A 15,034-nucleotide genomic window follows, 5' to 3' on the forward strand; every position below is an offset into this window, starting at 1 on the left:
CTTCATGGACACCTCCAACGTGGTTTCGGTGTCCACAGGATTACGCGATGGCTATTCGATTGTCAGAGAACTTTGTCTACGATGTGGTGGCACTTATTTGTGTCCACGATGTCGTGGCACTCAACATCTACCTTCTTCTATATTGTATTGATTAGCGTCACTGCTACGGTCAAAAGCCAGGGTTCTCGTTTCATTGGAAACTGGGTCTGAGCACTGTACCAAGGCTGCCCCAGTCGACTGACTGTACACCATAAGGCCAGATAATCCGTTACATGGGGAGATCATCTCTTTTCCCGACACATGAAAGGAACATACTCCTGACCTGCAAACCGGGGCCTCGTCAGCCTCCAAGTCCGAAGAAAGCAGAAGAAGGGTGAATATCACCACAATCGCTTTATAGGCGGACATAAGCCCCCCGGTAAGTTGCCTCTGGCTTCTGTGCGTTGGATTGTCACCGTCTTGCCACGTAAGCGCCTATCATCATACTGGTAGTAGGTGCGGGCGGTAAAAGTACTATCCAGACGAACCCCAACCACTTGCCACTTTCCTATGAGTTGTTTGGGGAAACTTTGACGTGCATCTGCTCGGAGAGGAGCAGGTTGAAATATCAGGCTCACCAACGGGGGTAGCATCAAGAGATGGGGCTTCACCTGTTACCTCCAACACTTTCATGGGCTATTTTGGGGCATGGCTAAGGCTTGATGAGAGCTGTCAGTTTGCGGCGGAGGGCAGACCATTTTGCTATCTTCTTTTTTGAGGCCGGCGGGACTTTGTAGCCATCGTCTCTGGTTACGTGCAACGCTGTGGCTGATGCATCTATGTAGTAGATGCGGTAGCAGTAAGGGGTAATCTCTGAGCCTGTAGGTTCTTTCTCTCCGACTATCAATCCAGCAGTTTTCCGCTGCTTTGCGATATCACAGGCTGGCACAGGTATTAGGCCGTCAGCTTTCGCGTCTGCTGCCTGCTCTGCCAGATACTCAGGTTTGAAGAAGTGCCCATCTTCAAACTCATACGTTTCCCCCATTTTGTTTCCGCGCCTAAATATCAGTATTTTCGATTCCTTTGTCGGAGAGGAGCACTGGATAAGAGTTGCATCAGAGGATTGACTGTAGGCGATGATTCCGGAATAACCAGAACATGGAGATGTCATCAAGTCTTCTGCGAATATGTTTATTGCGCAGACGCCTGAAGAACAGGTTGGCGGAGATGCCTTTTCTGCGGCCCAAGATTGTGTGAAACACAAAATCGAACCAAGCACTAATATGTAATTAGATTTCCACATACCATCCCTCGTACTTGATCAGTAAAGATAATTTTGGGTTTTTCCGCTCGACATCATAACCACTCTCGTTAGATTGGAACGAAGCTGCCGTTAGGATGCCCATCCTACGACTTATACAGTCCGCACGGTATTGCTTTCTTGCTGTGCGCCCTCTCTCTATGACAACTGCCCTCATTATTTCGTTTTGACTTTTGGAACCTCGCTTTCCAAAGTATTTATTAATATTCTCAAGGACTTGCCCGAGGCTATACTGCTGAACACTTAAGTCGTATAGGGCTACGTAGGTTCTAACCTCTATATCTAGGAATTCTCTCGGATATAGCGCACGCAAAGCTTTTATTTTCTGCATGACGGCGGGGTGAAAGGCACTGATAGCTTCATGTGCCTGAATTTTGTTGAACTCATCTACCTGTGCAAGTTTTCTGAAGGCACCCTCCCATTCTTTCCTGTCAGTCTTAAGCTTTGCCCTTGCCCACCGCACCTGCCCTGCTTGATCGTTCGTAACTATAGCGGATTTAAATTCTTTGTACGCATCGTCGTTGCAGAAGCAGTTATCAAACGACACAGGGGCGGACTTGTACATTTTCCGAAGCAATGGTCCAAGGGTATTCTGCCCGAAATTCCACTGAAGCAACCCGAACGATGTCACCTGTTGGTCATTATCGGCAGCAAGGGCTGCATAACCGCCACCTTCAAAATAGGTGGTGATTTCCAAAGCTATAACCTGCACCTGCTCAAGAGAAAGCTTCGCTAGTTTTTTGGGAAGCTGTGAAGCCTTTCTTTCACGGGTTTGTCGTGAAGGATCTGCTGCATCGTTTCTTCCTAACGGACCGGGTGTATCGGCGACGAGGAGGTTTTGTCGGTGTGGTGCAGCGGCGTCATTGTGGCCAAGTGGGCCGGGGGTGAGGGAGGGGCGCTGGAAGGGGTCGCGACGGAGGTGGTCTTGACGGGAACCGGCCATCTTGGAACCTCCTAATGGAGCGGGCGTGAAGATGGAAATGTACCAAGGGCTAGGCGGGTGTCAACTTCAGGAGGACAGGCGGGTATGTGACGACGTCTAGGTGCACGGAAAGTACAGCGGAAAGAGGAAGTGTCTTTGTCTTTCTACAGGAATACTCGGTAATCAATATTGAGGGCGTCGGCCAGCCTTCTTGCGGTTTCCTTACCGATGGGGCGCTTGCCATTCTCCATCTCGCTGATGTGGTGCTGCGCTATACCGGTCAGCTCGGCTAACTGTCTCTGCGTCAACCCCTCTTTGCCGCGTGCGCCACGGATGGCCACTCCGCCGCCGTTCCATGCCAACTCCGGCGACACTTCCTCAGGGGTGTAGAGCTCTTTTTCTTCCAATGCCCACTCGGTAAGATCCTTCACCCGCAGAGTCTGCGCCATCCTGCGCAGTTTGACCATCTGGGCATAGCTTCCTTCGAAGCGTGCTTCGATCTTCTTTTCAGTACGGGGCTTGTTCGTGAGTGCCCGCATATATCACCTCGACCAATCGGACTTCGCGTTTATCCTCTCGCCATACAGCCACATATGTCGGCCTCCCCCTTCTAACGTGACAGTGATGCTCCGTGACGGACAGCTTCGAGTAGTGCGGCCAGTTCCCTCGTACAGGTCCACCTATTCGTATTTCCATCATCAGGGCATCAATCCCGTCGCGGACAACCTGGGGGAGTTTCTTGTACTGCTTCGCTGCCTTTTTCGTCAGCTGCACAGTCCAACTCATGCGTAATCACCGTATCCCATTGACTGGGATATTGTCAAGAGGAGTAGGAGTAGAGGTAGCTCCCCTTTTCGCTCCTGCCTGCTCCTTCAGGGCATGAAGTTTTGCTCTCACCTGGGGCTCAAGGCTTGACTCGGGTATGCCGGCTTCTTTGACTTTGGCCAGGAAGTTATTTACTCCGCCGAAAGCCTTCACCTCCCGGGCTATTAGATCTGAAAGCAGAGCCGAGAGGACATCGTCAGTTACGCCGATATCCGCAGCCATCTTTCGGGCTTTAGGATCTGGACTTAGTGCGTAACCTGCGCCTATTTCTTTACATCCTTTGGGAGCAACCGCGACGATAATACCGTCATCATTTTGTGCTTCGAATTCTCCGGTGGGGCCTGCACCGAAATCCGCCTCAATAAGGCCGTACACATAGTAGAAGGTCACTTCGTCTTTCTTGTGCTTGCCAAAGACCCAAAGCTTTCTACGTTCTTCTAGCAGTCCGGTACAGCGGAAAACCTCGGCAGGGGCGGGATCGAATTTAATTTTTGAAGGAGAGTACCCTATTCCGAAGAGGGGGTCGCTGGAGCGGAGTTCCTTCTTGGCCTTCGCGGCTGATGGAACAGTTAGAAGCGCAATTGCCAGCACCAATATAACCTTAACCAGACGTTGGTTCATTTCGCCCCCTTCATCCTAAATATAATAAATGGTTTGGACGTCCAGATTTGGTGGGCGAAGAATCCTCTCCCATACTTTCCATCTCTATCTCTGCCTTCTTGGACAAAATCTGATTGCCAGCCGTTTCCAGTAAACATCTCAATGTGGCCATGCACATGACCACTTGACACATCAGCGGGGAAAACCGCGATATCCCCTATTCTTGGTGCATAACTTTCTATGTCTACAGGCGAAAACCCCAATTTCGGCAGGTACGATTTGTAATCCGCAGCCGACACGGGATTATTAGGAGTGGGGATGCGGCCTGCATTAATAGCTAGCCTGATTGCTCTGGCACATCTCCCTTTTGAGCGTTTTCCTGCCCACCCGTTGATGGGATCAACTAGGTACGCAGCGGCGGCAAGCCTGTCCCACCCCTTGGCAGCAGAGATCAGACATGTCTTGCTCGTTTTCTTGTCCTTGTTAGGAGCGCCACCATCATTTAATCCAAGTGGCCCTGGCGTGTCTCCTAGCGCATGTGCCACTCGTCCATGCGGGGAGGCTGCATCGTGGTGGCCAAGAGGTCCTGGGGTTCGGGGGGCAAGAGTTCCTATGTCATCTAAGGTGATTCGCGGTATTCGTGAGGTTACCATTAAGCACCTCGCTGAGGGGTATGGGGTGGAAGGCAAGATGCAAATTTACCAAGACAGGGGTGGGTGTCAAACTGGGCGTGGTGTGGACCAAAGGCAAATCCCCCCTGTCCCCCCTTTCACAAGGGGGGGACGTGAGGGACGCGGCAACGCTTCGTGGGCAAGGTTTCGCAGGGGTGGGACGCTTTGTTTTTGTTGGGTCGTGCCGTGCGAGGGTGAGTGAGGTGGACGGGCGAATCATTATTCGCCCCTACAGGGTTACGGGAACGCCTCGGGGCGCGCCCTCACCCCTGCCCCTCTTCCGGAGGGAGAGGGGGTGGACTTGGGGGACTTGGTGGACTTGGGGGGATACGTACAAACGCAAAGAGGGCACCCGGTTTCGGGTGCCCTCTTTGTTGCTTATATAACCTTGGTTCGTCTTAGAACTGAACTGCTTTCTGCGCCAGCTCGAGGACGGTGCCGGGGACTACGCCGAGAACCAGGGTGGCTCCTACGGCTACCAGCAGACATACTGCGATAGCGGGGGTGGCACCTGCCCACTCGAAGTCTTCGGTGGGGTCTTTCATGTACATGAAGACCATGACGCGCAGGTAGTAGTACAAGGACGCTGCGGAGTTCAGTACGCCGATGATGGCGAGCCACACGTAACCGGCCTTGATGGCGGCGCTGAAGAGGTAGAACTTCCCGATGAAACCGGCGGTCGGCGGCATGCCGGCCAGGGAGAACAGGAAGATGCTGAGCACCATGGCAAGAAGCGGCTTCTTGTGACCGAAACCGGCCAGATCCTGCACGTTGCCGTTGATCTCGCCTTTCTTGGTGATGAGCACGATGACACCGAAGGCGCCGATGTTCATGAAGGCGTAGGAGAGCATGTAGAACAGGATGCCTGCCGCTCCCTCGGCGTTGACGGCGGCGAAACCTACCAGCGCGTAACCGGCATGGGCGATGGAGGAGTAGGCCAGCATCCTCTTCACGTTGTCCTGGGACAGCGCGATGATGTTGCCGACGGTCATGGTCAGTACGGCCAGGATCCAGAGCAGGTCGCTCCACTCGGCCCTCAGCATCGGGAAGGCGAAGATCATGACGCGGATGAAGGCTGCGAAACCTGCCGCTTTCGGACCGGCGGACATGAAGGCGGTCATCGGGGTCGGTGCGCCCTGGTAGACGTCCGGGGTCCACATGTGGAACGGTGCGGCGGCAATCTTGAAGCTGAAGCCGACGGCGATAAGCAGCATGCCCACGATGAAGAGCGGGTTGCTGGCTACGCCCGGGTTGCCCATGACGTAGGCGGAAATGGCCTGAATCTTGGTGCTGCCGGTGGCGCCGTAGGTGAGCGCCATGCCGTAGAGCAGGAAGCCGGTGGAGAAGGCGCCCAGCAGGAAGTACTTGAGGCCCGCCTCGTTGGACGCCAGGTTGTCACGGTTCCAGCCTGCCAGGATGTACAGCGGGATGGAGAGCAGCTCGAGGCCCAGGAAGATGACCATGAGGTCGGTCCCGGATGCCATCAGCATCATGCCGACGGTGGCGAAGAGCACCATCGGGTAGAGCTCGCCCTGGTTGCAATCCTCCTGGACCATGTAGCGGTCCGCGATCAGGATGGCAAGGGCGGCGGAGATGATGAAGATGACCTTGAAGAAGATTGCGTAGTTGTCCTGCACTACCGATCCGTTGAACGCTGATACCGACGGCCCCCAGCCGCCTACCGCGCTCGCCGCAGTCACTGCAAGGCCGATGATGCTCAGGTAACCGAGGTAGGCCTTGTTCTTGCCCGGCACGAAGACGTTGACGAGCAGCAGCACCATGGCGATGCATGAGAGTAGGATCTCAGGCATGATCACTGCCAGGTTTATGGCCGGCATAGCAATTGTTTCCATCTATAATCCTCCGTCAGTAGTTCTAAGCGGTCTATTTTGCTTCGTGATTTGCGGGGATGGCCGGGTGTCCTGCAGGCATGCCTGCCGGTGCCGCTCCTGCTTCCGGCGTGGCCGGGTGACCTGCGGGCATGCCGGCGGGTGCCGCGCCTGCCTCGGGTACTGCCATGTGCCCGGCGGGAAGTGCCGGAGCCGCCGGCACTGCTGCCTGTGCTACCTGCTTCTGGACCTTGGTCTGCGCGATCATCTTGTCGATGGACGGCGCCATGGTGTCGATGATCGGGCGCGGGTAGATGCCCAGGAAGAAGATGAGGAAGATGAGCGGCAGCATGATGGCAACTTCGCGGGCGTTCAGGTCCTTCAGGGTCTGGTTCTTCGGGTTGCTCAGCTCGCCGAACATGACGCGCTGGAACATCCAGAGCATGTAGACGGCGGAGAGGATGACGCCGGAAGTGGCGATGATGGCGTACCAGCGCAGGCTGCTCTCGAAGGAGCCCAGGAGCACCAGGAACTCACCGACGAAGCCGTTGGTGCCCGGCAGGCCGATGGAGGAGAAGGTCACGATCATGAACATGGTGGTGAAGACCGGCATCTGCTTGGCCAGACCACCGAAGTCGGTGATGAGACGGGTGTGACGACGCTCGTAGATGAAGCCGACGATAAGGAACAATGCGCCGGTGGAAACACCGTGGTTCAGCATCTGCAGCATGCCGCCGGTGACGCCCTGCTGGTTGAGGGCGTACACGCCCAGCATTACGAAGCCCAGGTGGGCTACCGAGGAGTAAGCAACGAGTTTCTTGACGTCCTGCTGCACCATGGCCACCAGCGATGCGTAGATGATACCGATCACGGAGAGGGTGGCGATGAGCGGGGTGAACTGCAGGTTGGCATCCGGGAACAGCGGCATGGCGAAACGGACGTAACCGTAGGTACCGCACTTCAGCATGACGGCGGCCAGGATTACGGAGCCGGCGGTCGGCGCCTCGGTATGGGCATCCGGCAACCAGGTGTGCAGCGGGAACATCGGGACCTTGATGGCGAAGGCCAGGGCGAAGGCCAGGAACATCCACATCTGGGTGGTCGGGTCGAGGTGCAGCTGGTAGAAGCGCAGGATGCTGAAGTCGCCGCCGCCCGCCTTGAAGTAGAGGGCGATCAGAGCGACCAGCATGAGGAGCGAACCGACCGCGGTGTAGATGAAGAACTTGACTGCTGCGTAGATCCTGTTCTTGCCGCCCCAGATACCGATCATGAAGTACATCGGGATCAGCATGATCTCCCAGAAGATGTAGAAGAGGAACAGGTCGAGCGAGATAAAGGTGCCGATCATGCCGACTTCGAGCAGCAAGAGGCAGATCATGTATTCCTTCACCTTCTCCTCAACCGCCGTGTAGGTGGAGAGGATGGCGATGGGCATGATGAAGGTGGTCAGGATGACCAGCCACAGGCTGATGCCGTCGATGCCCAGATGGTAGCTCATCTGGAAGGGACCGGCCGCGATCCAGGGCACATTCTCGAGGAACTGGAACCCGCCGATGTCGCTGCCCGGCGCGTTGTACCCGGTGATCAGGGGCAACGAGAGGACGAACGTCACCACCGTAACCGCCATGGCGATGGTACGGAGCACGCCGTGGCTGTTCTTGTTCACAAAGAGGAGCAGTATCGCCCCGATCAGCGGTGTGAAGGTTAATATGCTCAGTAACGGTAGCTGGTTCATTTACTCTGCTCCTTTTACTTACAGGTCAAAATTATCTCAAGTCTCGAATCTTAGCGGAAGATGTACACCGCGACGATCAGGGCCACGCCGAACACCATGGTGTAGGCGTAGTTGTGAACGAAGCCGGTCTGCACGTAGCGCAGGATGCCGGAGAAGCCGCGCACCACCGCCGCCACGCCGTTCACGATGCCGTCGACCACCAGCACGTCGAACCCTTTCCAGAGGAAGTTGCCCAGGGCCTTGCAGGGGTTGACGAAGGCGAAGTCGTAGATCTCGTCCACGTACCACTTGTTGTAGACCGCGCGGTGCAGTGCCGGGAAGGTGGAGGTGAACTTCTCGGGGAAGCCCGGGGCTGCGATGTACAGTGCGAAGGCAAGACCGATGCCGCCGCAGGCGATCAGGACGGAGACACCCATGAGGCCCCACTCCATGGCGACGGAGTGCAGACCGTGAGCGCCGTGCGCCTCGGTGTAGTGGGTGGAGTAAGCAAAGACCGGCTCGAGCCAGTGCTCGAAGAGGTTGGGCATGCCGCCCAGCACTTCGCCCAGCACCTTGGGCACGCCGACCCAGCCGCCGAAGACGGAGAGGATGGCGAGGCAGACCAGCGGCACGGTGATGACCCAGGGGGACTCGTGCAGGTGGTGGAAGGCCTTGTCGGAGAGACGGGTCTGGCCGAAGAAGGTCATGAACACCAGGCGGAACATGTAGAAGGCGGTCAGGCCTGCGGCCATGGCGCCGGCGCCCCAGAGGACGTAGTTGACGGCATGGTGGTGCGGGTTGGCGAATGCCTGCCAGAGAATCTCGTCCTTGGAGAAGAAGCCGGCGAAGCCCGGGATACCCGCGATGGCGATGGTGGCCAGCAGGAAGGTGATGAAGGTGATGGGCATCTTCGCCTTCAGGCCACCCATGTTCCTCATGTCCTGCGGATCCGCTTCGGAGTGCTCGTGGTGCAGCGCGTGGTGCATGGCATGGATGACGGAGCCGGAACCGAGGAACAGGCAGGCCTTGAAGAAGGCGTGGGTCATCAGGTGGAACACGCCGGCGGTGAAGGCGCCGACGCCCATGGCCAGGAACATGTAGCCGAGCTGGGAAACGGTGGAGTATGCCAGGACGCGCTTGATGTCGTTCTGGGCGGTGCCGATGGTCGCCGCGAAGAGGGCGGTGGCGGCGCCGACGCAGGCGACGACTAACAGAGCGGTCGGGCTCTTGATGTAGATGAAGTTCATGCGGGCGATCATGTAGACGCCGGCGGTGACCATGGTGGCGGCGTGGATGAGCGCGGAGACCGGAGTCGGGCCTTCCATCGCGTCCGGCAGCCAGGTGTACAGCGGGATCTGTGCGGACTTACCGGTTGCCCCCAGGAAGAAGCAGAGACAGACGGTGGTGACCACGGCGCCCGGGACCAGGAGGTCGGCGTTCTTAGCGAGCTCCACGAAGTTGATGGTCCAGACGTTGTGGTTGTGACCCAGGTAGTAGAAGAGGGTGAAGAGACCGAGGAGGAAACCGAAGTCGCCGACCCTGTTCATCACGAACGCCTTCTTGCCCGCGTCGCCGGCGCTCTTCTTGTGGAAGTAGTAGCCGATCAACAGGTAGGAGCACAGACCCACGCCTTCCCAGCCGATGAACATGAGGAGCAGGTTGTTGCCCGACACCAGGCAGAGCATGGAGAAGGTAAAGAGGTTCAGGTAGCAGAAGTAGCGGTAGAACCCTTCCTCACCGTGCATGTAGCCGATGGAGTAGAGGTGGATCAGGAAGCCGATCCCCGTTACGATCATCAGCATGGTTGCGGACAGCGGGTCGATCAGGAAGCCGATGTCGGCTTTGAAGGTCCCGGACTGGATCCAGGTGAAGATGGTCTTCTGGAACACCCGCTCCTCGCCCGGCAGACTCAGGAGCTGGAACAGGATCCCGCAGGCGACCATGAAGGAGGCGAACACGCTACCGGCGGCGATACCGCCGATGACCGTCTCGTTCTTTATCTTCTTGCCGAGTAGGCCGTTGATGACCGAGCCGATGAGAGGGCACAGTGGGATCAACCATACTAAATCAAACATCCCTGACTCCTTTTATTACTAAAAGTTCTAAGTTCTATGTTCTAAGTTCTAAGTTTCGACCGACCTTCACTCTCACCCTTTCCGTCCACGCGGGTTCTGCTGTCAACGTAGAACGTAGAACGTAGAACCTAGAACGGGTTTACCGGGTTTACAGCTTGAGCAGGTTGACGTCCTCGACGTCGATGGACTCGCGGTTCTTGAAGAAGGCGATCATCAGCGCGAGACCCACGGCTGCCTCGGCGGCGGCCACGGTCATGACGAAGAAGACGAAGACCTGTCCGTCGATGTTGCCCAGGTGCCTGGAGAAGGCGATGAAGGTCAGGTTCACCGCGTTCAGCATCATCTCGATGCACATGAAGATGACGATGGCGTTCCTCTTGGTCAGGACCCCGATGGTCCCGATGGCGAAGAGTATGGCCGAAACTATCAGGTAATTTTCGATCGCTAGCATGTCTGTTCCCCTCGTAGCGTTAGATTTTCTTTTTGGCCAGGATGACGGCGCCGACGATCGCGGCCAGCAGCAGCACCGAGGTGACTTCGAACGGCAGCAGGAAGTCGGTGAAGAGCGCCTTGCCGATCAGCTCGACGTGGCCCACACTCACGATCTGCTCCTTGGTCATCTCGCCCACCTTGCCGGTCATGGAACCTTTCATCAGGAACCAGATGGTCTGGAAGAGAACGAACAGGCCGATGGCGCTTCCGGCGATCACCGCATGGGTGCCGCGCTTGACGGTCTCAACCCTCACGTTCAAGAGCATGATCACGAAGATGATCAGAACCATGATGGCGCCGGCGTACACGATCACCTGGGTGGCCGCCATGAACGGGGCGTCCAGCATGACGTAGAAGGTCGCCAGGCAGAAGAAGGTCATCACCAGCGACAGCGCGCTGTTGATCGGGTTTTTACAGGTGACCACGAGTATGCTGGAAATAACGGCCACCGCAGCCACGACGAGAAAGAAGATCGATTCCATTGCTGCTCCTTTATTTCTTTTCTAAGAGTCTGTCTTTGGTGTAGGTGAAGTCGGCGCGCGTGTAGTTGGCGAGTTCGAACTCTTCGGTCATCCGAATCGCGTCAACCGGGCACGCTTCCACACAGTAGCCGCAGAAGATGCAGCGCAGCATGTCGATTTCGTATTTCGCAGCGTACTTGTCGTGGTTCTGGTCCTCGCCGGCCTCGACGGTGATGCACTTGGCCGGGCAGACGGTGGGGCAGAGGTAGCACGCAACGCACTTCGCCTTGTCGTGGGACACGTTGAGCGCGTGCAGTCCGCGGAAGCCGGGCTTTACGTCAGGACGCTCGGTCGGGTACTGCAGGGTGACCGGCTTCTTGAACATATGTGAAATGGTGATCTGAAGACCTTTGATGAGCGGCATTATCATTTGCGGCACCTCGCCTAGAAGTTGTGTAGCTTGACTCTTTCTCTACTTGCTGATGAACATGACCCACAGGCCGGTCGCCATCACGTTGACCAGGGTGAGCGGCAGGAACACCTTCCAGCCCAGACGCATGAGCTGGTCGTAGCGGTAACGCGGGTAGGTGGCCCTGACCCACATGCAGACGAAGATCAGGAAGTACACCTTGGCGATGAACCAGAACCAGCCGGGGAGGAAGGCCGGGCCGTGCCAGCCGCCCAGGAACAGGGTGGTGGTGACGGCGCAGACGGTGATCATGTTGGCGTATTCTGCCATGAAGAACATCGCGTACTTCATGGAGGAGTATTCGGTGCAGAAGCCGGAGACCAGCTCCGTCTCGGCCTCGGGAAGGTCGAACGGGGTCCTGTTGATCTCGGCCAGGGAGCAGATGAAGAAGATCACGAAGGCCAGCGGCTGCTTGAAGGCGTACCAGGCCCCGCCTGCCTGATCGGCAACGATCTTGTGCAGGGAGAGGCTCTCGGAGAGCATGAACACCGAGATGATGGCGAGGCCGGCAGCGAGCTCGTAGGAGATCATCTGCGCCGCGGAACGGAGGCCGCCCAGGAGCGAGTACTTCGAGTTGGAGGCCCAGCCGGCGAGCACGATGCCGTAGACGCCCAGGGATGCCATGGCCAGGATGTAGAGGACGCCGACGTTGACGTCGAAGACCTGCTTGCCGGCCTGGTCGTAGTAGGCAGCGATCTGCAGCGGTACGGTGTAGCCCCCGATGGTCACGGTGTCACCGAAGGGAATGACCGCGAAGGAGATGAACGCCGGGATCAGGGCGACGAGGGGAGCGATCAGGAAGGCGAACTTGCTCGCCTGCGACGGAATGATCTCCTCTTTGAAGAACAGCTTGACGCCGTCCGCGATCGGCTGCAAAAGGCCGTGCCAGCCGGTCCTCATGGGACCCAGACGCACCTGCATGTGCCCGATGATCTTGCGCTCCGCGTAGGTGGCGTAGGCCACGGTAAGGAGCACGAAGACAAAGGCTACGAGCACTTTGGCAACCATGGCTATGTAGTACGCGACCGGCAGTCCTAAGATTAGCGTATCCATCTGATAGTCTTCCCCTCTTGTATAGATTTTCTAGCTGTTGGCTACTTCTTCGCGACGGAGACGTAGGTGACTTCCGCGCCGTCGGTGATGGTGTTGACGCTCCCCTCACCGAAGTGATACGGGGAGAAGACCACGCCCTGCGGGACGCGCTTGCCGACCTTGGCGGCAACCTGCACCGCGCCGGTGCCGGAGGTCACGGTGACCTGGTCCCCTTCGGCGATCTTCAGGGCCGCCGCGTCGGCGACGTTCAGTTCGGCGTAGGCATCCGGGCAGACGTACATGGGGCCTTCGCCGAAGCGGCTCATGGTGCCGCAGTGGTAGAGCGCGCTGCCGGTGACGAGAGCCAGCTTGCCGGCTACCGGTGCGGCGGCCTTGGCGGCTGCCGGGACCAGCTTGGCGGTAAGCGCCACCGGGTAGACCGCGCCTTCGTCCTTCAGGCCCGCCTGGGTGAGACCCTTGTAGGCCGGGACGGATGCGGCGATCTCGGTGAAGACCTCGCCCTGGTTGTTGTAGCGTGCGCCGCCCAGAGCCTGGGAGATCGTGTTCAGGATCTCGAAGTCGCTCTTGGCGAGGCCGATGGCGGGGATCGCCTTCCTCACGTTCTGGACCCTGCGGCCCAGGGAGGTGAAGGTGCCGCTCTTCTCGGCGAAGGAGACGGCGGGGAGCACCACGTCGGCCATGGCCGCGGTCTCGGTCAGGAAGAGGTCGGAGACCACCATGAACTCGACGTTCTCGAGGGCCTTCTCCACCTTCTTGCGGTTCGGGTAGGAAACCACCGGGTTCTCACCGGCGACGAACAGGGTCTTGACGTTGCCGCTGGCGCAGCCGTCGATGATGGCGGCGGCGTTGAGGCCGGTCCCTTTCGGGTAGATGCCCATGTCGACGGCACCCTGGCTGTTGTTCTTCTCGCCCATGATGAGGAGGCCCGCGCCTTCCTTGCCGTACTGGCCGGTGAGGATGGCGAGGTTCGCTGCCGCGTTGGCCAGCGCCGCGTTGTGGCCGGGGTAGCCCTGGCCGATGGGGAGGATGATGAGGGCCTTCTCCGCGGAGGCGAACTCCTTGGCGATGGCTGCGATCTCCTCGGCGGAGACACCCGCCTTCTCGGCGGTCGCGTCGGCGACGGCTGCCTTCAGCGCGTCGAGGCCGGCGACACCTTCTGCTGCCAGACCCTGGTCGATGACCGACTTGCACAGGGCGTTGAACAGGGCGACTTCGTTGCCCGGCGCGTGGACGGTGGTCTTGGCGCCCGGCAGGCGGGTCAGTTTCCCTTTCTTGTCGGAGACGATCCTGAGTGCGACCCCCTTCCTCTTCACGCCGAGGTTGATCTCGAAGCCGACGACCGGGTGGGTCTCGTAGGCGTCGCTCTTGACCACGAGGAGGAGGCTGGATTTCTGCACGTCGGCGATCTCGGCCGGGGAGGCGGCCACGCCGAAGGAGGCGACGGCGCCCTTGGTCAGCGCCTCGTGGGCGTAACCGGCGGAGTGGTCGATGTTGTCGGTGCCGATGGTGCCGCGGAAGAGTTTCCCGAACAGGAAGAGCTCTTCGTTGGTCAGGCGCGCGGTGGCAAGTGCTGCGACCGAAGCCGGGTCGCTCTTGCCGGCGGCGAGCCTGGAGGTCACTTCGGCCAGCGCCTCTTCCCAGGTGGCTTCCTGGAGCTTGCCGTTTCTGCGCACCAGCGGCGCGGTGAGGCGCTTGTCGGAGTTGACGAACTGGTAGCCGAAGCGGCCGCGGGTGCAGAGCTGGCCGTTATGGAAGCCCTGGTTCTCGTCGTAGATGGTGGTGAGCACCTTGCCGTCCTTGGTGCCCAGGGTCAGCTGGCAGCCGGTGCCGCAGTAGGAGCAGACGCTCTTGGTCTTCTGCAGCGCCCACCAGCGGGCCTTGAACTTGAAGGGGCGGGAGTTGAGGGCGCCGACCGGGCAGACCGAGACGCAGGAACCGCAGAACTCGCAGTTCAGCGGTCCGTCGAACTCGGTACCCATCTTGGCCTCGATGCCGCGGTTGATGAAGGTGTAGGCGCCGTAGGACACGATCTCGTCGCAGATCCTCGCGCACTTGCCGCAGTGGATGCAGCGGTTCATGTCGCGCTCGATGAGCGGGTTCTCGTAGTCGATCTCGTGGTTGAACTTCTCGTCCACGAAGCGGTTCATGTTCACCTTGTACTCGTAGGTGAGGTTCTGCAGGTCGCAGTCGCCGGCGGCATCGCAGACCGGGCAGTCGATCGGGTGCTTGAGGAGCAAGAGCTCCAGCACCAGTTTCCTGGCCTTGACGATCTCGTCGGTGGTGGTCTGCACGATCATCCCCTCGGTGACCGGGGTGGTGCAGGCCGGGATGAGGCGGCCCTTCATCTGCTCGACCTCGACCAGGCACATGCGGCAGCCGCCGAACGGATGCAGCTTCTTGTCGTGGCAAAGGATCGGTATCTTGATGCCACAAGCCTTGGCGGCGTCGTAAATGGTGGCGTCCTTTTCTACCGCAACCTGTTTTCCGTCTATCGTAAGATTTACCATCTCGACCTCTGTCTCCATAGAATCCGTTCAACGTTCAACGTTCAACGTTCCCCTTCAAGTTTCGGGTGCTAGCTACTTGCAGTCGTGCGTCCGGCGGTGACGGTTTTAACGTCGAA

12 protein-coding genes are annotated in these 15,034 nt (G+C 58.3%); all 12 read right to left on the reverse strand.

Annotation, left to right across the window (positions count from 1 at the left end; all coding sequences use genetic code 11):
- Positions 1–691: 691 nt before the first annotated feature.
- Positions 692–1,282 (reverse strand): hypothetical protein, encoded by a 591-nt coding sequence (locus tag H7687_RS00005; RefSeq protein ID WP_183343809.1) that lies wholly within the window; start codon positions 1,280–1,282, stop codon positions 692–694.
- Positions 1,269–2,243 carry a hypothetical protein gene (locus H7687_RS00010; protein ID WP_183343811.1) on the reverse strand — a complete coding sequence of 325 codons (975 nt, stop codon included), beginning with the start codon at positions 2,241–2,243 and terminating at the stop codon, positions 1,269–1,271. The genes H7687_RS00005 and H7687_RS00010 overlap by 14 nt, the downstream gene beginning before the upstream one ends.
- 143 nt (positions 2,244–2,386) lie before the next feature.
- Positions 2,387–2,761 (reverse strand): helix-turn-helix domain-containing protein, encoded by a 375-nt coding sequence (locus tag H7687_RS00015; protein ID WP_183343813.1) that lies wholly within the window; start codon positions 2,759–2,761, stop codon positions 2,387–2,389.
- 253 nt (positions 2,762–3,014) lie between these two features.
- Complete coding sequence (locus tag H7687_RS00020; protein ID WP_183343815.1) at positions 3,015–3,668, reverse strand: hypothetical protein; 654 nt, start codon at positions 3,666–3,668, stop codon at positions 3,015–3,017.
- A gap of 1,048 nt (positions 3,669–4,716) precedes the next feature.
- Complete coding sequence (locus tag H7687_RS00025) at positions 4,717–6,171, reverse strand: NADH-quinone oxidoreductase subunit N (RefSeq protein ID WP_183343817.1); 1,455 nt, start codon at positions 6,169–6,171, stop codon at positions 4,717–4,719.
- 31 nt (positions 6,172–6,202) lie between these two features.
- Positions 6,203–7,882 (reverse strand): NADH-quinone oxidoreductase subunit M, encoded by a 1,680-nt coding sequence (locus H7687_RS00030; RefSeq protein WP_183343819.1) that lies wholly within the window; start codon positions 7,880–7,882, stop codon positions 6,203–6,205.
- Between the two features lie 50 nt (positions 7,883–7,932).
- Positions 7,933–9,936, reverse strand: a complete 2,004-nt coding sequence (gene nuoL / locus H7687_RS00035; RefSeq protein ID WP_183343821.1) for an NADH-quinone oxidoreductase subunit L — start codon at positions 9,934–9,936, stop codon at positions 7,933–7,935.
- A 148-nt stretch (positions 9,937–10,084) separates the two neighbouring features.
- Positions 10,085–10,387 (reverse strand): NADH-quinone oxidoreductase subunit NuoK, encoded by a 303-nt coding sequence (nuoK, locus tag H7687_RS00040; RefSeq protein ID WP_183343823.1) that lies wholly within the window; start codon positions 10,385–10,387, stop codon positions 10,085–10,087.
- Between the two features lie 19 nt (positions 10,388–10,406).
- Positions 10,407–10,910 carry an NADH-quinone oxidoreductase subunit J family protein gene (locus tag H7687_RS00045; RefSeq protein ID WP_183343825.1) on the reverse strand — a complete coding sequence of 168 codons (504 nt, stop codon included), beginning with the start codon at positions 10,908–10,910 and terminating at the stop codon, positions 10,407–10,409.
- A gap of 10 nt (positions 10,911–10,920) precedes the next feature.
- Positions 10,921–11,319 carry an NADH-quinone oxidoreductase subunit NuoI gene (gene nuoI, locus H7687_RS00050; protein ID WP_183343827.1) on the reverse strand — a complete coding sequence of 133 codons (399 nt, stop codon included), beginning with the start codon at positions 11,317–11,319 and terminating at the stop codon, positions 10,921–10,923.
- Positions 11,320–11,361: 42 nt separating this feature from the next.
- The gene (gene nuoH, locus H7687_RS00055) at positions 11,362–12,411 is read right to left on the reverse strand and encodes an NADH-quinone oxidoreductase subunit NuoH (RefSeq protein ID WP_183343829.1); all 1,050 of its coding nucleotides are present in this window, start codon (positions 12,409–12,411) and stop codon (positions 11,362–11,364) included.
- 41 nt (positions 12,412–12,452) lie between these two features.
- Positions 12,453–14,918 (reverse strand): molybdopterin-dependent oxidoreductase, encoded by a 2,466-nt coding sequence (locus tag H7687_RS00060; protein WP_183343831.1) that lies wholly within the window; start codon positions 14,916–14,918, stop codon positions 12,453–12,455.
- Positions 14,919–15,034 lie beyond the last annotated feature (116 nt).

It is taken from the genome of Geomonas paludis, assembly GCF_014193585.1.
In the GTDB taxonomy this organism is placed as follows: Bacteria; Desulfobacterota; Desulfuromonadia; order Geobacterales; family Geobacteraceae; genus Geomonas; species Geomonas paludis.

Excerpts from the sequence above, each read along its gene's own strand:
- H7687_RS00005 (WP_183343809.1), bottom strand. The coding sequence starts at position 1,282 with ATGTGGAAATCTAATTACATATTAGTGCTTGGTTCGATTTTGTGTTTC.
- H7687_RS00010 (WP_183343811.1), bottom strand. The coding sequence starts at position 2,243 with ATGGCCGGTTCCCGTCAAGACCACCTCCGTCGCGACCCCTTCCAGCGC.
- H7687_RS00015 (WP_183343813.1), bottom strand. The coding sequence starts at position 2,761 with ATGCGGGCACTCACGAACAAGCCCCGTACTGAAAAGAAGATCGAAGCA.
- H7687_RS00020 (WP_183343815.1), bottom strand. The coding sequence starts at position 3,668 with ATGAACCAACGTCTGGTTAAGGTTATATTGGTGCTGGCAATTGCGCTT.
- H7687_RS00025 (WP_183343817.1), bottom strand. The coding sequence starts at position 6,171 with ATGGAAACAATTGCTATGCCGGCCATAAACCTGGCAGTGATCATGCCT.
- H7687_RS00030 (WP_183343819.1), bottom strand. The coding sequence starts at position 7,882 with ATGAACCAGCTACCGTTACTGAGCATATTAACCTTCACACCGCTGATC.
- nuoL (WP_183343821.1), bottom strand. The coding sequence starts at position 9,936 with ATGTTTGATTTAGTATGGTTGATCCCACTGTGCCCTCTCATCGGCTCG.
- nuoK (WP_183343823.1), bottom strand. The coding sequence starts at position 10,387 with ATGCTAGCGATCGAAAATTACCTGATAGTTTCGGCCATACTCTTCGCC.
- H7687_RS00045 (WP_183343825.1), bottom strand. The coding sequence starts at position 10,910 with ATGGAATCGATCTTCTTTCTCGTCGTGGCTGCGGTGGCCGTTATTTCC.
- nuoI (WP_183343827.1), bottom strand. The coding sequence starts at position 11,319 with ATGATAATGCCGCTCATCAAAGGTCTTCAGATCACCATTTCACATATG.
- nuoH (WP_183343829.1), bottom strand. The coding sequence starts at position 12,411 with ATGGATACGCTAATCTTAGGACTGCCGGTCGCGTACTACATAGCCATG.
- H7687_RS00060 (WP_183343831.1), bottom strand. The coding sequence starts at position 14,918 with ATGGTAAATCTTACGATAGACGGAAAACAGGTTGCGGTAGAAAAGGAC.